Source organism: Burkholderia sp. AU16741, from assembly GCF_002223345.1.
GTDB lineage: Bacteria > Pseudomonadota > Gammaproteobacteria > Burkholderiales > Burkholderiaceae > Burkholderia > Burkholderia sola.
In genome coordinates this window covers 126,855-145,494 of record NZ_NKEZ01000004.1, presented here as the reverse complement: position 1 = coordinate 145,494, position 18,640 = coordinate 126,855, and the positions used below count along the sequence as shown (strand labels likewise).

17 protein-coding genes and 1 pseudogene are annotated in these 18,640 nt (G+C 67.6%); 8 read left to right on the top strand and 10 right to left on the bottom strand.

All coding sequences use genetic code 11. From position 1 onward, the window contains the following. Window positions 1–34 precede the first annotated feature (34 nt). A complete protein-coding gene (locus tag CFB89_RS12055; RefSeq protein WP_089468097.1) occupies window positions 35–919 on the bottom strand; it encodes a LysR family transcriptional regulator in 885 nt (294 codons plus the stop codon). Between the two features lie 112 nt (window positions 920–1,031). Between CFB89_RS12055 and CFB89_RS12050 the strand changes: the two genes are divergently transcribed. After that, window positions 1,032–1,478, top strand: coding sequence for a multidrug/biocide efflux PACE transporter (locus CFB89_RS12050; protein ID WP_089468262.1), 447 nt, complete (start codon window positions 1,032–1,034; stop codon window positions 1,476–1,478). A gap of 45 nt (window positions 1,479–1,523) precedes the next feature. On the opposite strand, the gene CFB89_RS12045 is transcribed toward CFB89_RS12050, so the two are convergent. The 7 genes from CFB89_RS12045 to CFB89_RS12010 all read right to left on the bottom strand — a co-directional run bounded on the left by CFB89_RS12045 (window position 1,524) and on the right by CFB89_RS12010 (window position 9,890). Continuing rightward, window positions 1,524–2,729: a chromate transporter gene (locus tag CFB89_RS12045; protein ID WP_089468096.1), complete on the bottom strand. Its 1,206-nt coding sequence runs from the start codon at window positions 2,727–2,729 to the stop codon at window positions 1,524–1,526. Window positions 2,730–2,930: 201 nt separating this feature from the next. Further along, window positions 2,931–5,270 (bottom strand): EAL domain-containing protein, encoded by a 2,340-nt coding sequence (locus tag CFB89_RS12040; protein WP_089468260.1) that lies wholly within the window; start codon window positions 5,268–5,270, stop codon window positions 2,931–2,933. A 216-nt stretch (window positions 5,271–5,486) separates the two neighbouring features. Then, entirely contained in the window at window positions 5,487–6,371 is an 885-nt protein-coding gene (locus CFB89_RS12030) for a PhzF family phenazine biosynthesis protein (RefSeq protein WP_089468095.1), read from the bottom strand. A gap of 13 nt (window positions 6,372–6,384) precedes the next feature. Next, entirely contained in the window at window positions 6,385–6,843 is a 459-nt protein-coding gene (locus tag CFB89_RS12025) for a RidA family protein (RefSeq protein ID WP_006478174.1), read from the bottom strand. Between the two features lie 43 nt (window positions 6,844–6,886). Further along, window positions 6,887–8,068, bottom strand: a complete 1,182-nt coding sequence (locus tag CFB89_RS12020; RefSeq protein WP_089468094.1) for a PLP-dependent aminotransferase family protein — start codon at window positions 8,066–8,068, stop codon at window positions 6,887–6,889. A 165-nt stretch (window positions 8,069–8,233) separates the two neighbouring features. Then, window positions 8,234–9,142 carry a DMT family transporter gene (locus CFB89_RS12015; RefSeq protein WP_069618088.1) on the bottom strand — a complete coding sequence of 303 codons (909 nt, stop codon included), beginning with the start codon at window positions 9,140–9,142 and terminating at the stop codon, window positions 8,234–8,236. Between the two features lie 55 nt (window positions 9,143–9,197). Further along, window positions 9,198–9,890, bottom strand: a complete 693-nt coding sequence (locus tag CFB89_RS12010) for a VOC family protein (protein ID WP_089468093.1) — start codon at window positions 9,888–9,890, stop codon at window positions 9,198–9,200. 230 nt (window positions 9,891–10,120) lie between these two features. On the opposite strand from CFB89_RS12010, the gene CFB89_RS12000 reads away from it, so the two are divergent. From CFB89_RS12000 to CFB89_RS11985, 4 genes are all read left to right on the top strand, one after another. After that, on the top strand, window positions 10,121–11,581 hold the full coding sequence (locus tag CFB89_RS12000) for a PLP-dependent aminotransferase family protein (protein WP_089468091.1): 1,461 nt from the start codon (window positions 10,121–10,123) through the stop codon (window positions 11,579–11,581). A gap of 197 nt (window positions 11,582–11,778) precedes the next feature. Next, a complete protein-coding gene (htpG, locus tag CFB89_RS11995; RefSeq protein WP_089468090.1) occupies window positions 11,779–13,677 on the top strand; it encodes a molecular chaperone HtpG in 1,899 nt (632 codons plus the stop codon). Window positions 13,678–13,685: 8 nt separating this feature from the next. After that, window positions 13,686–14,282, top strand: a complete 597-nt coding sequence (locus CFB89_RS11990) for a chorismate lyase (protein ID WP_089468259.1) — start codon at window positions 13,686–13,688, stop codon at window positions 14,280–14,282. Continuing rightward, complete coding sequence (locus CFB89_RS11985) at window positions 14,282–14,758, top strand: DNA-deoxyinosine glycosylase (protein ID WP_089468089.1); 477 nt, start codon at window positions 14,282–14,284, stop codon at window positions 14,756–14,758. Before CFB89_RS11990 ends, CFB89_RS11985 begins: the two co-directional genes overlap by 1 nt. 191 nt (window positions 14,759–14,949) lie before the next feature. Here CFB89_RS11985 and CFB89_RS35650 read toward each other — a convergent pair whose 3' ends face one another. Then, window positions 14,950–15,267 (bottom strand): hypothetical protein, encoded by a 318-nt coding sequence (locus CFB89_RS35650; protein WP_373559861.1) that lies wholly within the window; start codon window positions 15,265–15,267, stop codon window positions 14,950–14,952. A gap of 131 nt (window positions 15,268–15,398) precedes the next feature. Beyond that, window positions 15,399–15,518, bottom strand: coding sequence for a YlcI/YnfO family protein (locus CFB89_RS35645; protein WP_306427124.1), 120 nt, complete (start codon window positions 15,516–15,518; stop codon window positions 15,399–15,401). A 181-nt stretch (window positions 15,519–15,699) separates the two neighbouring features. Here CFB89_RS35645 and CFB89_RS11970 point away from each other — a divergent pair. From CFB89_RS11970 to mctP, 3 genes and pseudogenes are all read left to right on the top strand, one after another. After that, window positions 15,700–16,616 (top strand): annotated as a pseudogene (locus CFB89_RS11970) (spermidine synthase). A gap of 198 nt (window positions 16,617–16,814) precedes the next feature. After that, window positions 16,815–17,057 (top strand): DUF3311 domain-containing protein, encoded by a 243-nt coding sequence (locus CFB89_RS11965; RefSeq protein ID WP_089468088.1) that lies wholly within the window; start codon window positions 16,815–16,817, stop codon window positions 17,055–17,057. Continuing rightward, window positions 17,054–18,604 carry a monocarboxylate uptake permease MctP gene (mctP, locus tag CFB89_RS11960; RefSeq protein ID WP_089468087.1) on the top strand — a complete coding sequence of 517 codons (1,551 nt, stop codon included), beginning with the start codon at window positions 17,054–17,056 and terminating at the stop codon, window positions 18,602–18,604. Before CFB89_RS11965 ends, mctP begins: the two co-directional genes overlap by 4 nt. The last annotated feature ends 36 nt before the right edge of the window (window positions 18,605–18,640 follow it).

Below are 18,640 nucleotides of genomic sequence, written 5' to 3'. Positions count from 1 at the left end.
CGTTCTCGGCTCCAGGCCGGGGCGGCACGCGCCGCTACGCGGCCAGCATCGCGTCGAGCAGCCATGAGCCGGCCGGCCCGAGCGGCCGGTTGCGCGACCAGACCGCATCCACCCGCACCCGGCGCGGCCAGCCGCGCGCACGCAGCTCGCACAGGCGGTCGCGCGCGAAATGCTCGACCATCCAGCGCGGCAGTTCCGCCCAGCCGAACCCCAGCACGGCCATCTCCAGCAGCATCAGGTAGCTCGGCGCGAGCCAGTGCTGCGTGCCGACGACGATCCGGTCGTCGGTGCCGCGGCCTTCCGTTTTCACGTAGGTATTGAGGCGCAGTTCGCGCACGTCGCGCAGCGCCGCGTGCGGCACCTCGGCGTCGCCGTATTCGGCGAGCGCGTGCGTGCGGCCGACGAACAGCCCGATCTCCGATTCCTCCGCCACCGTCGCCGCGCCGATATCGGCCGGGTAGGCCGCGCGCGCGGCCATCAGCCCGAGTTGCGCGCGGCCCTGCTGGATCAGGTCGAGCACGTCGTCGTGCTCGGCGATCTGGCATTCGAGCTCGAGCGCCGGAAAGCGCCGTTCGAGCGCCATCAACGTCTCCTCGTAGCGCTTCGACTGGTAGGTATCGGACACGACGAGCGTGAGTCGCGCTTCCTCGCCGTGCGCGAGCCGCGCGGCCGTGCGGTCGATCGCCGCGCTGGCCTCGAGCGCGCGCTGCACCTGCGGCAGCAGCGCACGGCCGGCATCGGTGAGCGCCGGCGTGCGTGTCGAGCGGTCGAACAACTGCACGCCGAGATCGATCTCGAGATTCGCGATCGCTTCCGACACGGTCGACTGACGCTTGCCGAGCTTGCGGGCGGCGGCCGTAAACGAGCCGAGCAGTGCCGCTTCGGCGAATGCGAGCAGGGCTTCGGGGGCGTGATGCATGCGGGGCTCCTCGCAGCGTTATATCGGTAAAACCGATGATATCAAACTGGATTCGCACGGTTCTACCGATCAAAATGGCCGCCATGGATCAAGCAATGCATTGGAGGGCATCATGAAACAGACGAATAAAACGGTGACGGAACGCCTGCTGCACGCGCTGACGTTCGAACTGGTGGCGATCGCGCTGTGCGCGTCGATCGGCGCGTGGCTGCTCGACATGCCGGTGTCGCATGTCGGCGTGCTGACGGTGATGGTGTCGTTGATCGCGATGGCGTGGAACATGACGTTCAACACGCTGTTCGACCGCTTCGAGCGGCGGGCCGGGTTGTCGCGCACGCTCGGCATGCGGGTCGCGCACGCGGCGATGTTCGAACTCGGCCTCGTCGCGATGGTGGTGCCGGTGGCCGCGTGGTGGTTGAACGTGAGCCTCGTCGAGGCGCTGCTGCTCGACCTCGGCATCGTGCTGTTCTTCCTGCCTTACACGTTCTGCTTCAACCTCGCGTACGACGCGCTGCGCGCCCGCTGGATGGCGCGCCGGGTCGCGGTGCAGGCCGGTTGAGGCGTCAAGGCGGGGCGGGGCGCGCAGGGCGACGGCCGTGGCCCGTCAGTGCGTCGCCCACAGCCACACGCTGCACACGGCGGCGACCACGCCGTACACGGCATAGACGGGCACCTTGAAGCGCGTGAAGCACAGCGTCGCGAACGCGCCCGTCAGCCAGTAAACCGGGTCGCCCGGTTCGCGGTGGAGGATCTTCACGACGGCGACCACGAGAAAGGCTGTCGTCGCCGCGCGCAGCAGGCGCATCCCGTGCTCGAAGCGCGAATGGCGCTTGAGCCGGAACAGATGGTTCTGCGCGAACACGACGAGGCACCCCGACGGAATGAACAGCGCGGCGGTGGCGAGCAGCGCACCGACCCAGCCGTCGGTCAGGTAGCCGAGAAACGGCACGACATTCAGCAACGGCCCCGGCGCGACCGGCGACAGCGCGAACGCCAGCGTGAAGTCGTGATCGGAGATGCCGGTCGCCGGCGACACGAACAGCGTCTTGAGCACCGGCAGCGCGGAGAAACCGCCGCCGAACAGCGTCATGCCGGCGCCCGCAAGGCGCGGCCACAGCAGATCCGCCTGGTAATTGCCGGGCAGCGGCATCGCGAACAGCACGACGAGCACACCGAGCAGCACGAGCAGGCCGCGATCGCGCTTGGACAGCGTGAAATCGATCGCATCGCGTTGCGACGGCCCCGTCAGCCAGCCCGCTGCAAACGCGGCGAGCAGAATCGCGACGAAAGCGGCCGGACCATGCGCGAAAGCAAGCAGAATCGTCGATAGCGCGGCGATCGCCTGTTCGAGCCGCGTACGCGCGAGCGAGCGCAACTGCTTGACCCACGTGACGCCGATCAGCGCGGCGAGCACCATCCCGAAGTGATTGATCAGCACCGGCGCGGCCAGCGAGCGGACGAGCGGCGTCTGATAGAAGATCGCGAACAGCGTCATCAGCACCGAGAACGGCAGCACGCTCGCGATGCCGGCGATCCATGCGCCGGCACGGCCATGCAGCGTCTGGCCGACCTGCACGGCGACATTGCAGCCGACGGGGCCCGGCACGAGCCACGCGAGCGCGACGAGATCGCCGAAGACGTGCGGCTCGATGCGCCGCAGCCGCTCCACGTAATGGCGTTCGAGCTGCGCCATCATCGAAAGCCCGCCCCACGAGACGGCCGAAATGCTGGCGACGACCTTGAACAAGGCCCATAGGGATGCCGGTGCCTCTTCGACACGCGCGGTCGCTTCGACTTCGACGGTTGTCATGATTGTGTGGTTGGCGCAGGGCCGGATATCTCGCGTAGGGCCGTGCCGACGGCCCGCCGACATGTCGGCCCTCCCGATTGTCCGCCGCGCATCGTGACACTGCCATGCGCGAAAACGCTAGTTAATGAACTAAACGACCGGATCGGAAAACGCAACAATTGCGGCGGCGCGCAACGCGCGCCGCGGCCGCAGCGGTGCGGGTCAGCCGCCCGTGCTGCCGGTCGCGCGATGCGCGACGACGTTCGGATGCTCGCCGCGCACGCCGAAGCGTGCGATCAGCGCGGGAATCGCATCGGCCGGCACAGGGCGCGAGAACAGGAAACCCTGCGCCTCGATTTCGCCGAGCGCGGACAGCCACGTGATCTGTTCCTCGGTTTCGGTGCCCTCGACGACGACGGTCAGCCCGAGCGAGCGCGCGAGATGCACGATCGACGACACCATCACGCACACGCTGCGATCGGTCGGAATCGCCTGCACGAACGAGCGGTCGACCTTCAGCGTGTCGACGGAGAAGCGGTGCAGGTACGACAGCGACGAATAGCCGGTGCCGAAATCGTCGAGCGCGATCCGGATGCCGAGCTTTTTCAGCGCGACGATCTTCTCGGACACGAGTTCCGGATATTCCATCATCGCGGTTTCGGTGATCTCGATCTCGAGCCGGTTCGCGTCGATGCCGGTATCCTTCAGCGCCTGCGAGATCGTCTCGATCAGGTCGCCGCGCCAGAACTGCACGGGCGAGATGTTGACCGCGAGCGTCAGCGTGTCGTGGCCTTCGTCGCGCCAGCGGGCGATCTGCTCGCACGCGGTGCGGATCACGAAGTCGCCGATCGGCACGATCAGGCCGGTCGATTCGGCGATCGAGATGAATTCGTTCGCGGAGATCACGCCGTGTTCGGGGTGATCCCAGCGCGCGAGCGCCTCGAAGCCGGTGATCGTGCGGTGCGCGAGGTCGATCTTCGGCTGGTACGCGAGGAAGAGTTGCCCCTCGGCGAGCGCGACGCGCAATTGCTGTTCCCACCGCATCAGGTGGTCGGCGCGGTGCGACAGGTGCGGCGCATAGAACTGGTAGCAGTTCTTGCCGGCGTCCTTCGCGCTGTACATCGCGAGATCGGCCTTTTTCAGCAGGTCGATCTCGCTTTCGTTCGCGACGGTATGCAGCGCGATGCCGATGCTCGCATGCAGCACGAACGAACTGCCGCGTACGTCGAACGGCTCGCTGAACATCTGAATGATCGCTTCGGCGAGCCGCACCGCGCGCCGCTCGACGTCGTCGCCCTTCATCACGACGACGAACTCGTCGCCGCCGATGCGCGCGAGCGAGCCTTCGTCGCCGACCGCATCGGCCAGGCGCGACGCGGTCATCTGCAGCACGATGTCGCCGGCGTTGTGGCCGAGCGTGTCGTTGACGGTCTTGAAGTTGTCGAGATCGATGAACAGCAGGCCGAGCCGCGACAGGCTCGCGGGCATCGACACGTCGTTGCGCAGCCCGCGCAGCGTCGCATAGCGGTTCGCGAGGCCGGTGAGCAGGTCGTATTCGGCGAGCTGCGTCATTTCGCGCTCGCGGCCGAGCAGCTTGCCGATCAGGCCCGTCGCGACGCCGAAGAACGCGAGCATCGCGAGCGTGATGAAGCTCGTCATCAGCAGGTAGACGTTGCGCGTGTGGGTGTAGTCCGCGAACTCTTCCGTCTGCGACAGCCCGACCATCACCGCGAGCGGGTAGCCGTCGAGGTGGCGGTACGACACGATGCGCGTCACGCCGTCGATCGGGTCGATGATCGTGCCCGTCACGCGCTCCGCGATCGGGTAGACGCCCGACGCCGAAAACGCGCCCGGCGCGTTGCTGACCGAGCCCGTGCGCCGCGCAAGCACCGCGCCCGTGTCGGACACGACCGCGATCACGCCTTCCTTGCCGATGGCCGCGTTGTTGTAGAAATCGTTCGTGAAGTAGCTCGGGTCTTCCGACACCACGACGATGCCCGCGAAGCTGCCGTCCGGATTGTTCAGGCGCCGCGTCATCTGCAGCGTCCAGTGGCTCGACACGCGGCCGAGCACGGGCTTGCTGATGAAGAGACGGTCGTCGTTGTGCGCGAGGTGGACCTTGAAGTGCTCGCGGTCGGACAGGTTGATCGGCTGCGGATGGGCTTCGGCGGTGTTCGCGAACAGGATGCCCTTCGCGTTGACGAGCGACACCTGGATCAGCGTGTCGCTCGGCACGACGCCTTTCTCGACGGCGCTCGCGAGATTGAAGCGCGCCGGCGACTTCTCGAATTCGAACTTGACGAAGCGGGTGATCTGGTCGACCTGGTGGATCGCCTTGACCGTATGCTGTTCGAGCGCGGACGACAGGATTGCCGCGGAAGCCGCCGCTTCCTTGTACGCACTGTCCTTTTCAACGGACAGCCGCGCGATGATCACGGCCCACAGCAGCGCGAGCGCCAGCATCCCGAGCAGCGGGATGGCAAACAGCGCACGCCGGCGCGACTTGCGCGGCGCGCGCAGCGGCCGGTTCGGCGGCGTGTGGTTGGACCGGGCGGAGCTCATCGAAGAGGGCGGCGTCCTGCTCGCGTGCGCCATCCGTCTGGATGGCCGACTAGGGTTCGGATTGTCCCGACGTCTGTTCGTTCGCGGGACGCGCAACCATGGACAGACCTCCGAAACAACGGATTAGGCCCGATATTACTGGCTGGAACGTTTTTGCGATAGTTGGGCAAAGCGCGGGGCGCCGGACGAGCCCGCGCCATCGCACATCGCGAAACGTCAGTCGGGCGACCGGAACGTGCCGTCGACGACCGTGACGACGTGGCCGCCGATCCACGTCGTGCCGTCTGCGTCGTAGCTGACGAAGATGCGACCGTCGCGGCCGATCGCCGTGCCCTGGCGGGCCATATACGACGGGCCGGGGCGGCGTTCCTGCCGCGTCAGCAGCCCGGCCAGCGCGGCGTTCGCGCTGCCGGTGACGGGATCCTCGCCGGGCGTGCCGAACTGGCCGCCCGTCATCAGGCAGCGGACCTCGAACGTCGCCGGGCCGCCTTCGGCATGCGGCGCGTAGGCGGCGAGGCCGTCCACGCCGTAGCGGTGGGTCAGCGCCGCCAGCGCGGCCGGATCGGGCGACAGGCCGATGCACGCGTCGGCCGACTTCAGCCGCACGACCAGCCACGGCGCGCCGTTGTCCACCGCGCACGGCTCGGCTTCCAGGTCGAGCGCGTCGCTGCGCAGCGCGGCGGCCAGTGCCGCGTAGTCCGAACGGTCGAGCGGCGTGACGCGTGCCGGCGGCGCGGCGAACGCCCAGCCGTCGGCCTGCTCGCGCAGCGCGACGCGGCCGACCCCGCACTGCTGGATCAGCCGGCCCGGCGTGCGCGGCCGCGCGCCGCTTTCCAGGAACGCATGCGCGGTGCCGAGCGTCGGGTGGCCGGCGAACGGCAGTTCGCCGCCCGTCGTGAAGATCCGCACGCGGTAATCGGCTTGGGGATCGGTCGGCGTGCAGAGGAACGTCGTTTCCGACAGGTTCGTCCAGCGGGCGATCTCGCGCATCGCGTCGTCGCCGAGCGAATCGGCGTCGAACACCACGGCGAGCGGATTGCCCTTGAACGGCACCGACGTGAACACGTCGACCTGCTTGAAACGAACGAGACGGCCGGGCATCGCGCGGCGCCCGTTACGCGACTTCGGCGATCAGTTCGATCTCGACGCACGCGCCGAGCGGGATCTGCGCGACGCCGAACGCCGAGCGCGCATGCTTGCCCGCGTCGCCGAACACTTCGGCGATCAGTTCCGACGCGCCATTCGTCACGACGTGCTGTTCGGTGAAGTCGAGCGTCGAGTTGACGAGGCTCATCAGCTTGACGATGCGCGTGACCTTGTTCAGGTCGCCGGTGTGCGCGTGCAGCGTCGCGAGCAGGTCGATCGCGATCGAGCGGGCGGCGGCCTTGCCGTCTTCCGTTTGCAGATCGGCGCCGAGCTTGCCGGCCCAGACCTTGCCGTCCTTCTTCGCGATGTGGCCCGACAGGTAGACCGTGTTGCCGCTTTGCGCGCTCATCACGTAGGCCGCGGCCGGTGCGCCGGCGGTCGGGAGCTCGATGCCGAGCGACTTCAGTTTGTCGTAGACGTTAGCCATGCGTTCGATTCCTCGTAGAGAGTCGTGACAGGGAAAAAGGGGATCAGAGGCGCTCGCGCAGCAGCTTGCCGAGGCGCGCGACGCCTTCCTCGATCTTCTCGGGCGGCACCGTCACGAACGACAGGCGCAGCGTGTTCTGCTGCGCGTTCTCCGCGAAGAACGGCGCGCCCGGCACGAAGGCGACGTGGTTGTCGACGGCCGCGGCAAGCAGCTTCATGCTGTCGATCTGCGCGGGCAGGTTCACCCAGATGAACATCCCGCCTTCCGGGCGATTCCACGTGACGCCTTCCGGCATGTGGCGCGCGAGCGCGCCGAGCATCGCGTCGCACTGCGCGCTGTACAGCTCGCGGATCGTCGGGATGTGCTCGTCGAGGAAGCCGTCCTTGATCACTTCGTGCGCGATGCGCTGGGTGAGCGTCGGCGTGTGCAGGTCGGTGGCCTGCTTGGCCTGCACGAGCTTGAAGTGGAGTTCCTCGGGCGCGATGATGTAGCCGATCCGCAGGCCCGGCGCGAGCACCTTCGAGAACGTGCCGAGGTGCACGACGTGGTCGGGCGCCATCGACAGCATCGTCGGCAGCGGCTCGCCCTGATAGTTCAGCGCGCCGTACGGATCGTCCTCCAGCACCGGGAACGGGCTCGACTGCGCGAACGCGGCGAGCGCGCGGCGGCGCTCGACGGGCAGGCGGCGGCCGGTCGGGTTCTGGAAGTTCGGCTGCGCGTACAGCAGGCGCGCGCCCTGCGTGAGTTCGGGGGTAAGACCTTCCGGCAACAGGCCCTGCTCGTCGGTGGGCACCTGCACGTAGCGCGGCTCGTACAGCGAGAACGATTGCAGCGCGCCGAGGTAGGTCGGCGTTTCGACGAGGATCGGGCTGTTCGGGTCGATCAGCGCCTTGCCGAGCAGGTCGAGCGCCTGCTGCGAGCCGGTCGTGATCAGCACCTGCGACACGCGCACGCTGTAGCGCTCGGCGATCCATTCGCGCAGCGGCAGGTAGCCTTCGGTCGCGCTGTACTGGAGCGCGGCGGCCGGCGCGTCGCGCAGCACGCGGTCGGCGGCGGCGCGCATGCGTTCCGCCGGGAACGTCGCGGGGGCGGGCAGGCCGCCGGCGAACGAGATGACCTCGGGGCGTTCCGTGACCTTCAGGATCTCGCGGATCGCGGAGCTCGTCAGCTTGCGGGCGCGTTCGGAAAGCTGCCAGTGCGGCGGATGCAGGTCGTTCGGATTCATAGTCTCCTCGTTCGGATATCGTGGTCAGTCAAGAAAGGTCGTTCGGGCGCATCGCTTCGACGCCGCCGGGTGGGCAGTGCCGGCACGATGAAGCCTTCACGGCTGGGTAAGCACGGCCAGTCAGGCAAAACCGATCAGGCAAAACGTTCATTATGGCGCACCTCATCAGCCGGCGCGAGCGGCGCGCGGCGCCGTGGCCACCGCCGAGCGGCGCCCGAGCACCACGGTCGCGATCACCGCGGCCGCGAACAGCCACGTCGACGACGTGACCGTTTCGCCGAACAGCAGCGCGGAAAAGGCGATCGTGAAGAAAATCTGCAGCAGTTGCACCTGGCCGACGCGCGCGGTGCCGCCCATCGCGAGCCCCGCGTACCACGCGAAGAAGCCGATGAATTGCGAAAAGAGGGTCACGTAGCCGAACGCGAGCCACGTGCGCGGCGCGAGCGGGCCCGGATGCGCCGCGTGCTGCATCCATGCAAGCCAGCCGACCGGCAGCACGAGGAACGGCGCCGACACGACGAGCGCCCAGCAGATCACCTGCCAGCCGCCGATCTGGCGCGCGAGGCGCGCGCCTTCCGCATAGCCGAGCGCGCCGATGCCGACCGCGACGAGCATCAGCGCGTCGCCGGCCTGCACGGCGCCGCCGCCGTCGCGCAGCGCGAACGCGATCACGAGCGCGCTGCCGGCCACCGCGCTGGCCCAGAACGCCTTCGACGGCCGTTCGTGCGACAGCCATGCCGCGTACAGCGCGACGAACAGCGGTTGCAGCCCGTTGACCACCGCGCCGTGCGAGGCCGGCACACTCTTCATCGCCCACGCGGAAAACACCGGATACGCGATGATCACGCCGGCCGACGTGATCGCGAGGCTTTTCAGTTGCGCGCGGGTCGGCAGCGGCTCGCGGCGCCACCACAACAGCAGGCCGGCCGGCACGGCGGCGGCGAGCGCGCGGCCGAGTCCGTTGAGCAGCGGATTGAGTTCGGATACGACGATCCGCGTCATCGGCAGCGTCAGGCTGAAGATCATCACGCCGATGAGGCCGAGCAGCATGCCCCGGGTTTCGCGCGAATTCATGGGCTGGGTGTCTCCGTATTGCCGGGTGTGTGGAATGGAACAGGCGGCGGAGCGCTCAGCGCAGCGTGCGCGCGCCGTGCGGCGTGTCGAATTCGGCGACGAGCGCCGGCGGCCCGTCGGTGGATTCGACGGCGAGCAGGTGAGCGGCGCCGAGCCACTCGAGCTGCTCGCGGATCGTATCCGCACGCGGGTGGACACCCTTGAACGCTTTCAGCGCGACGCCGTCGTTCGGCAGCGATTCGGCCGGATGGCGCGGGCTGTCCCACTGGATCAGCGACGGCACGAGGCCGTCGCCCGCACCCTGCCACGCGGGGAAGCTGCCGTCGTCGGGCACCGTGAGGCCCCAGCTCAGGTCACCGCGCCGCATCGCGACGACCGGCGCGATGCGGGCCGGGTACTGGCGCTGCCACAGCGCAAGCCGGCGCGGGCGGTCGACGCGCGCGACCCAGTGCGCGAGAAACGGGCCTTGCGCGAGTCGCGCGTGGATCGCCGGATCGTCGAGCCCGAACAGCCGCGCGCGCGGCGGCTCCGCAGCGTCGCCCGGCGCGGGCGCATCGGGGTCGATCGCGATCACTTCGAGGTAGAGCCCGCCCCACGCGCCGAACAGCGCATTGTGGGTCCGCATCAGCGGGTGGCGGCCGCCGCCGGCCGGTTCGATGCCGAGCGCGTCGGCGACATGGCGCACGCCTTCGTCGAGGGTGCGCGCGGCAATCACGAGATGATCGAGTGTCAGGGAGCGGGCTGGCATGAGCGTCGGTCGGGAAGCGAAAGTGTCATGGTAGGCGGGCGACGGGCCGGGCGGGGGCCGGACCGGCCGGCGCACCGGCCGCGACGCGGGCCGGCGGGCGCAGCGCCCCGTGCGGCGGAGCCGCAACGGCGGCCGCACGATCGCCATTCGGGACAACTGTAATCGTCGCTACCGGCACAGTAACGGTACAATCGGCGCGATAGCCTTCGGTACAGTTGGAGCTGCCGCCCATGTCCACCGTCCCACTCGCCCAGATTCCCGCGCCGCACGATACGGCCACGCTCACGCTCGTCGACCAGTTGGTCCAGTGGGCGCGGCGGCGTATCGACGAACGCGTGTTCCGTCCCGGCATGCGCATGCCGTCGATCCGCAAGCTCGCGCTCGACAAGAGCGTGTCGCGCTTCACCGTCGTCGAGGCCTACGAGCGCCTCGTCGCGCAGGGCTACCTCGACTCGCGGCGCGGCTCCGGCTTCTACGTGCGCGAGCGCACGGGCGCCGGCCCGCAGCCGGCCGACGGCGTCGCGCGCACGGCCGAGGCCGCGCCCGTGCACAACACGATCGACGTCGTCTGGCTGCTGCGCAACATGCTGCACACGGTCAGCCCGGAGAAAGGCCCGGGCCTCGGCTACCTGCCGGGCCGCTGGCTCGACGGCGAGCTGATCACCGGCGCGCTGCGCGCCCTCGGGCGTCAGTCGGGCGCGCAGATGCTCGGCTTCGGCACCGCGCAGGGCTTCCTGCCGCTGCGCCAGCAACTGCAGACGCGCCTCGCCGAAGTCGAGATCGGCGCGAAGCCCGAACAGATCGTGCTGGTTTCCGGCATCACGCAGGCGATCGACCTGATCTCGCGGCTCTACATGCGACCGGGCGATGCGGTGATCGTCGGCGATCCCGCGTGGTTCCAGATGTTCGGCCGTTTCGCCGCGCAGGGTGCGCAGCTCGTCGGGATGCCGTATACGCCCGACGGCCCCGACCTCGACGCGCTGGAAACCCTGGTGCAGATGTGGCGGCCGAAGATGCTCGTGATCAACTCGGTGCTGCAGAACCCGACCGGCACGTCGCTGTCGGCCGCGCAGGCGTTCCGGATCCTGAAGCTCGCGGAGGCGTACGATTTCCTCGTCGTCGAGGACGACGTGTACGGCGACCTGTGCCCGCCGAGCTATCCGGCCACGCGCCTCGCGAGCCTCGACCAGTTGAAGCGCGTGATCTATCTCGGCAGCTATTCGAAGACGCTCGCGGCGAACCTGCGGGTCGGCTACGTGGCCTGCGCGCCGGAGATCGCGAAGGCGGTCACCGACCAGAAGATGCTGGTCGGGATGACCACGCCCGAGCTCAACGAGCGCGTGCTGTACAAGATTCTGACCGAAGGCCATTACCGGCGTCACGTGGAGCGGCTGCGCGCGCGGCTCGACGGCGTGCGCGACAAGACCGCGCGGATGCTCGAGCGCACGGGGCTCGGGCTTTTCACGATGCCGGCGGCCGGGATGTTCCTGTGGGCCGACACGGGCGTCGATTCGGACGCGCTCGCGGCGGTCGCGCACGAAGCCGGCTTCCTGCTGACGCCGGGCAGCCTGTTCTCGCCGCAGCAATCGCCGTCCACGTGGATGCGCTTCAACGTCGCGAATTGCGGCGATCCGGCGCTGCCCGGGCTGCTGGCACGCTATATCGACTCGGCGGTGCGGCGCGCGTCGTGACGCGGCGCGGCACGCCGGCTCTTGAAATGCCGCGCGCCGTCCCCAGATACGCGCGCAAATCGCCTGCGCCAGGCGGTCGTCCCAAACGGGCCGTCCCCAACGGGCCGTCCCGAACGGGCCGTCCTTCGCGGGTCCGCCGGCATCGCGCGCCGGGCGCCGGCGCCCCCTTTCAGTTCAAGTAAGAGGAAACAGCATCCATGGCACACGAAACGATGAGCTTTCAGGCAGAGGTCAAGCAACTCCTCCACCTGATGATCCATTCGCTCTACAGCAACAAGGAAATCTTCCTGCGCGAACTGGTGTCGAATGCGTCCGACGCGGCCGACAAGCTGCGTTTCGAAGGGCTCGCGGACAGCGCGCTGTACGAGAACGATCCGAACCTGCGCATCCGCATCGGCTACGACAAGGCCGCGCGCACGATCACGATCGACGACAACGGCATCGGCATGAGCCGCGACGAGGCGATCGCGAACCTCGGCACGATCGCGCGTTCGGGCACCAAGGAATTCTTCACGAAGCTGTCGGGCGACCAGCAGAAGGATGCGGCGCTGATCGGCCAGTTCGGCGTCGGCTTCTACTCGGGCTTCATCGTGGCCGACAAGATCACCGTCGAAACGCGCCGCGCGGGCTTGCCGGCGAACGAAGCCGTGCGCTGGGAAAGCGCGGGCGAGGGCGATTTCACGATCGACGCGATCGAGCGCGCGCAGCGCGGCACGACGATCACGCTGCACCTGCGCGAAGGCGAGGACGACCTGCTGTCGTCGCATCGCCTGAAGTCGATCATCCAGAAGTATTCCGACCACATCGCGCTGCCGATCCTGATGCGCAAGGAAGAGTGGGATCAGGAAAAGGGCGAGATGGTCCTGAAGGACGAGGACGAAACCGTCAACCAGGCGAGCGCGCTGTGGACGCGTTCGAAGAGCGACGTCACCGACGAGCAGTACACGCAGTTCTACCAGCACATCGCGCACGATCATCAGGATCCGCTCACGTGGACGCACAACCGCGTCGAGGGCCGCAGCGAATACACGCAACTGCTGTTCGTGCCGGCGCACGCGCCGTTTGACCTGTGGAACCGCGATTATCGCGGCGGCCTGAAGCTGTACGTGAAGCGCGTGTTCATCATGGACGACGCCGAGCAACTGCTGCCGCAATACCTGCGCTTCGTGAAGGGCGTCGTCGATTCGGCCGACCTGCCGCTGAACGTGTCGCGCGAGATCCTGCAGGAAAGCCGCGACGTGAAGGCGATCCGCGAAGGCGTGACCAAGCGCGCGCTGTCGATGCTCGAGGAACTCGCGAACGCGGAAGACGATGCCGGCAAGGACAAGTACAAGACGTTCTGGGGCGCGTTCGGCCAGGTGCTGAAGGAAGGCCTCGGCGAGGATCACGCGAACCGCGAGCGCATCGCGAAGCTGCTGCGCTTCGCGTCGACGCACGGCGACACCGACGCGCAGGACGTGTCGCTCGCCGACTACGTGTCGCGCATGAAGCCCGAGCAGAGCAAGATCTACTACGTGACCGCCGATACGTGGCAGGCCGCGAAGAACAGCCCGCATCTGGAAGTGTTCCGCAAGAAGGGCGTCGAGGTGCTGCTGCTGACCGATCGCGTCGACGAATGGATGCTGTCGTTCCTGCACGAATTCGACGGCAAGCCGCTCGCGAGCGTGGCCCGCGGCGATCTCGATCTCGGCGAGCTGAACGACGAGGAAAAGAAGGCGCAGGAAGAGGCCGGCGAGGCGATCAAGCCGGTCGTCGAGAAGATGAAGGAAGCGCTCGGCGACAAGGTGAAGGAAGTGCGCGTCACGTTCCGCCTGACCGATTCGCCGTCGTGTCTCGTCGCGGACGACAACGACATGAGCGGCTACCTGCAGCGGATGCTGAAGGCGGCCGGCCAGAACGCGCCGGCGATGCAGCCGATCCTCGAGATCAACCCGGAGCACGCGCTCGTGAAACAGCTGAACGCCGATAGCGCCGATTTCGGCGACTGGTGCCATCTGCTGTTCGATCAGGCGCTGCTGGCCGAAGGCGGCATGCTCGACGATCCGGCGAGCTTCGTGAAGCGGACCAACGCGCTGCTGCTGTCGCGGGCCGCGTGAACGCGCGCATGCGATTCGACGGCGCGCAGGCCGGCTGGCGCGAGACGCCGCGGCCTGGCTGCACGCTCGACCAGCGCGACTGGCTGACGCGCGGCGGATCGCTGACCGCGCACCTCGCGCGGCTGGGCCGCGTGACCGTGCGCGTGACGCGCGAGGCCGTCGACGCGCCGTGGTTCGACGAGCCCGACGCACTCGCGAGTTCGCCGCGCGCGCCGATGTGGGTGCGCGAGGTGATCCTGTCGGTCGACGGCACGCCGTACGTCGCCGCGCACAGCATCGCGCCGCTCGCGGCCAGCAAGGGCGTGTGGCAGGCGATGCGGCGGCTGCGCACGCGGCCGCTCGCGGAGCTGCTGTACAGCGATCCGCAGGTCGAGCGCTCGGCGCTCGTGAGCCGGCGCGTGATCGCCGGTCATCCGCTGTATGCGCTCGCGAGCCATGCATTGCAGGGCGCGCGCGCGCCGCACGCGTTTGCCGCGCGGCGCTCGGTGTTCCAGCGTCACGGCAAGCCGCTGATGGTCACCGAGTGCATGCTGCCGACGCTGTGGCGCCATCTCGCCGCGCACGGCGACGGGCCGCGATCGGTCGGGTCGCATGGAGACGCGTGATGTTGCAGGGCTTTCCGCCGGTCGTCGCGCCGAACACGCACACGATGATCCTCGGCAGCTTTCCGGGCGAGGCGTCGCTCGACGCCGCGCAGTACTACGCGCATCCGCGCAACCAGTTCTGGCGGCTGCTCGGCGCGGTGCTCGGCGAGCCGTCGCTGCATGAGCTGCCGTACGATGCGCGGCTTGCGCGCGTGCTGTCGCACGGCATCGGCATCTGGGATGTGCTCGATGCGTGCCATCGGCAGGGCAGTCTCGATTCCGCGATCAGGAATGCGAAGCCGAACGACTTCGATTCGCTGCGCGCGCATGCGCCGTTGCTCAAGCGCGTGTGCTTCAACGGCAAGACGGCGGGGCGGTTCGCCGACGTGATCGGCCAGGCCGGGTACGAGACGCTCGTGTTGCCTTCGTCGAGCCCGGCGAATGCAATGCTGTCGTTCGAGCAGAAGCTGGTGCTTTGGCGCGGGATACGTCCTTGAAACTCGTTGGATTCAGAGTGTCCCGAGAAGCAGGATCAGGTGGACGGCAGCAGGTGGTCGAGTAGTGGTTCTCCGTCCCCATTCCGTTACTGCTTGTGACGGTATCGCGCAAGGTTCGAGCAAGGCCGAGCAGATGCTCGAATTCGCCGCGGTTCGCCGGAAAGGGTTTGAGTTTTCCGATGCGTGCGAGGTTATCCAGTGCGGTCAATGTCGACCTCGGTTCCTATAATCATCAGCTTCGACTGGCGCAGCACTTCCGCGAGGAACGGATGACTTTTGCGTTTCCGTTCGAGAAATTCCTCGTGAGTGTATTGTGTGATCCGGACCGAGCGGCCGAGCCGTCTTTCGGCCGATTCGAGTGCGGCCATGATTTGTCGATAGCTGAGCGTCTCGCTGACCAACATGACATCGACGTCGCCACCGGCGTGGTCGCTGCCTTGGGCAACCGAACCGTATACAAAGGCGAGTTGTATCTCCGAGGTCAGCGGTGACGGCGCTCCGCGGAGCACGTCGACGACCCCGAAGGTCTTGATGACGATGAGACGCAACTCGCTGAAAATCGGGCTGCCGGCGAACGCTCGCACCTGTTTGAGATTGGCGATGCGTCGGGTTTCGATGAGGCCACCTTTTTCGAGACGATTCAGTTGTGAATCGATTGCTCGACGAAGCTCGACAGCGTTTCGCGTTCCTGAAGGACATTCCCGGCAGCATCGCGCAATTCCGGTTCGACCCGCACAGACGGAAAAGTCGCGGTTTTCATCGTGGCCTCGTTTGCATCGCAATTGCGATACATCATCCCGCGCGCCCATGTGGCCTGCCAGTCACCCGAATGGCCAGTCGACCGAGCGCTTTCGCCACCGGCGTCCCGGCCCCCCACCAATGCTATCCTCTCGTCCGCTCATCCAGCGTCATCCAGCATCACCCAGCGAGATTCGACCATCATGACCCGACTGATCAAGCGCGCGTCCGCCGAGGCGCGCGCGTTCAAGCAACGCAAGGCGTCCGCCTACAACGGCTCCGAAAAACTCCAGCCGCCGCGCGTGAAGCGCCGCCCGGACATCGATGAACACGACGACGTACCGGTGCTCGAGGCGCCGCGCAAGCCGCGCTTCGCGCCCGTTACGTTCTCCGAGGAAGGCGGCGTGCGCTTCCTGCACTTCGGCACCGAATGGGTGCAGGGCGCGATGCGGATCTCGAAGCCGCTGCATATCGAGCTCGAATACGCGCAGCAGATGATGGCATGGCTGCTGTTCCTCGAAACGCCGGGGCGGATCGTCCAGCTCGGGCTCGGCACCGGTGCGCTGACCAAGTTCTCGCATCGTTTCCTGCCGCACGCGAAGGTCGAGGCCGTCGAGTTGAACCCGGCCGTGATCGTCGCCGCGCGCACGATGTTCGCGCTGCCGCCCGACGACGCGCGCCTCGTCGTGCACGAAGCCGACGCATGGGATTTCGTCAACGACCCGGCCAACCGCGGCACGACCGGCGCGATCCAGATCGACCTGTACGACGCGACCGCGCGGGCCCCGTGCTCGACAGCGTCGCGTTCTACCGCGCGGTGCGCGGCTGCCTGGCCGATGCCGGCATCGCGACGATCAACCTGTTCGGCGATCATCCGAGCTTCGTGCGCAACATGAAGCATCTGAACGCGGCGTTCGACCACCGCGTGATCGCGCTGCCCGAAGTGCACGACGGCAACCGGATCGCGATCGCGTTCTCGGGCCCCGCGCTCGACGTGCCGTTCGCGCAGCTCGACGCCCGCGCGAAGCTGATCGAGGACACGCTGAAGCTGCCCGCGCGCAAGTGGGTGAAAGCTTTGAAAGCCACGACCGGCGCACGCGAATCCTCGTTCGCAATCTGACGCGCCTGCGCCGGCCGCATGCCGGCGCCACCACGCGACAAGGGGCGGATCACCTCGGGTTCGCCCCTGCTTGACCGCGTGCTCGCGGCTCCTATACTGGCGCGAAGCCAGGGGAGCCGCAGCCTACCCGTTTTGCCGCTCCTCCCGGCGCCGTACCCGCTCAACAAGATCGATAACCGGGATAGAAGAGGAGACGTCATGGCTCACGATGCCGACGCCAACCGGGCCGCCAAGCGCTGGCTCTGGCTGCTGGTGCTGCCGCTGATCGCGATGGTCTGGGTGCCGTCGTACAGCAAGATCGAACCGCAATGGCTCGGTTTTCCGTTTTTCTACTGGTACCAGTTGCTGTGGGTCTTCATCAGCGCGGTGATCACCGCGTTCGTGTATTTCAAGACCAGGAACGCGTGGAAGGCGGGCGGCACGCAAGGAGGTGCGCGATGAATCTCGGCGCAACCTTCGTCTTCGTCCTGCTGTTCATCGGCGTCACGATCATCGGTTTCCTGGCCGCGAACTGGCGGCGCGGCGACCTCGCCCATCTCGACGAATGGGGCCTCGGCGGCCGCCGCTTCGGCACGATCGTCACGTGGTTCCTGCTCGGCGGCGATCTCTACACGGCCTATACGTTCGTCGCGGTGCCCGCGCTCGTGTTCGGCGCCGGCGCGATGGGCTTCTTCGCGTTGCCGTACACGATCCTGATCTATCCGTTCGCGTTCGTCGTGTTCCCGAAGCTGTGGAGCATCGCGAAGCGGCACGGCTACGTGACGGCCGCCGATTTCGTCAACGCGCGCTACGGCAGCCGGATGCTCGCGCTGGCGATCGCGGTGACGGGCATCCTCGCGACGATGCCGTACATCGCGCTGCAGCTCGTCGGCATCGAGGTGGTGATCGGCGCGCTCGGCTTCGACACGACCGGCTTCGTCGGCGATCTGCCGCTGATCATCGCGTTCGCGATCCTCGCCGCCTACACGTACACGTCGGGGCTGCGTGCGCCCGCGATGATCGCGATCGTGAAGGACGTGCTGATCTACATCACGATCGCCGCCGCGGTCATCGTGATCCCCGCGAAGCTCGGCGGCTTCGGGCACATCTTCTCCGCGGTGCCGCCCGCGAAGCTGCTGCTGAAGGCGCCCGACGCGGCGAGCCTGAACGGCTACAGCGCATACGCGACGCTCGCGATCGGCTCGGCGCTCGCGCTGTTCCTGTATCCGCACTCGGTCACGGCGATCCTGTCGTCGTCGTCGGGCAACTCGATCCGCCGCAACATGGCGATGCTGCCCGCGTACTCGTTCGTGCTCGGCCTGCTCGCGCTGCTCGGCTACATGGCGCTCGCCTCCGGCGTGAAGGACATGCCGCAGTACGCGCCGTACTTCAAGGCGTTCGGCCCGAACTTCGCGGTGCCCGCGCTGTTCCTCGAGTACTTCCCGTCGTGGTTCGTCGGCGTCGCGTTCGCGGCGATCGGCATCGGCGCGCTGGTGCCGGCGGCGATCATGTCGATCGCCGCCGCGAACCTGTACACGCGCAACATCCACCGCGAGTTCGTGAACCGCAACATGTCGCACGACCAGGAGACGCACGTCGCGAAGCTCGTGTCGCTGATCGTGAAGGTCGGCGCGGTGGCGTTCATCCTCGGGCTGCCGCTGACCTACGCGATCCAGCTGCAACTGCTCGGCGGGATCTGGATCATCCAGACGCTGCCGGCGATCGTGCTCGGCCTGTACACGCGCGTGCTCGACCATCGCGGCCTGCTGGCCGGCTGGGCGGCCGGCATCGTCTGCGGCACGTGGATGGCTGTGTCGCTGAAGCTGGCGAGTTCGATCTTCACGATTCACCTGTTCGGCCTCGCGATTCCCGGCTACGCGGCGGTGTGGTCGCTGGTCGTGAACCTGGTGGTGTCGGTGGTGGTGAGCGTGCTGGTGCGCGCGATGGGCATGACGCACGCGGAGGATCGCACGCGGCCGGAGGATTATCTCGACGTCGTCGAGGGCTGATACGGGCCGTGCGCAGCAACGAAAACGCCCGCCACC

Coding starts and splice junctions, on each gene's coding strand:
- CFB89_RS12055 (WP_089468097.1), bottom strand. CDS start 919: ATGCATCACGCCCCCGAAGCCCTGCTCGCATTCGCCGAAGCGGCACTG.
- CFB89_RS12050 (WP_089468262.1), top strand. CDS start 1,032: ATGAAACAGACGAATAAAACGGTGACGGAACGCCTGCTGCACGCGCTG.
- CFB89_RS12045 (WP_089468096.1), bottom strand. CDS start 2,729: ATGACAACCGTCGAAGTCGAAGCGACCGCGCGTGTCGAAGAGGCACCG.
- CFB89_RS12040 (WP_089468260.1), bottom strand. CDS start 5,270: ATGAGCTCCGCCCGGTCCAACCACACGCCGCCGAACCGGCCGCTGCGC.
- CFB89_RS12030 (WP_089468095.1), bottom strand. CDS start 6,371: ATGCCCGGCCGTCTCGTTCGTTTCAAGCAGGTCGACGTGTTCACGTCG.
- CFB89_RS12025 (WP_006478174.1), bottom strand. CDS start 6,843: ATGGCTAACGTCTACGACAAACTGAAGTCGCTCGGCATCGAGCTCCCG.
- CFB89_RS12020 (WP_089468094.1), bottom strand. CDS start 8,068: ATGAATCCGAACGACCTGCATCCGCCGCACTGGCAGCTTTCCGAACGC.
- CFB89_RS12015 (WP_069618088.1), bottom strand. CDS start 9,142: ATGAATTCGCGCGAAACCCGGGGCATGCTGCTCGGCCTCATCGGCGTG.
- CFB89_RS12010 (WP_089468093.1), bottom strand. CDS start 9,890: ATGCCAGCCCGCTCCCTGACACTCGATCATCTCGTGATTGCCGCGCGC.
- CFB89_RS12000 (WP_089468091.1), top strand. CDS start 10,121: ATGTCCACCGTCCCACTCGCCCAGATTCCCGCGCCGCACGATACGGCC.
- htpG (WP_089468090.1), top strand. CDS start 11,779: ATGGCACACGAAACGATGAGCTTTCAGGCAGAGGTCAAGCAACTCCTC.
- CFB89_RS11990 (WP_089468259.1), top strand. CDS start 13,686: ATGCGATTCGACGGCGCGCAGGCCGGCTGGCGCGAGACGCCGCGGCCT.
- CFB89_RS11985 (WP_089468089.1), top strand. CDS start 14,282: ATGTTGCAGGGCTTTCCGCCGGTCGTCGCGCCGAACACGCACACGATG.
- CFB89_RS35645 (WP_306427124.1), bottom strand. CDS start 15,518: ATGAAAACCGCGACTTTTCCGTCTGTGCGGGTCGAACCGGAATTGCGC.
- CFB89_RS11965 (WP_089468088.1), top strand. CDS start 16,815: ATGGCTCACGATGCCGACGCCAACCGGGCCGCCAAGCGCTGGCTCTGG.
- mctP (WP_089468087.1), top strand. CDS start 17,054: ATGAATCTCGGCGCAACCTTCGTCTTCGTCCTGCTGTTCATCGGCGTC.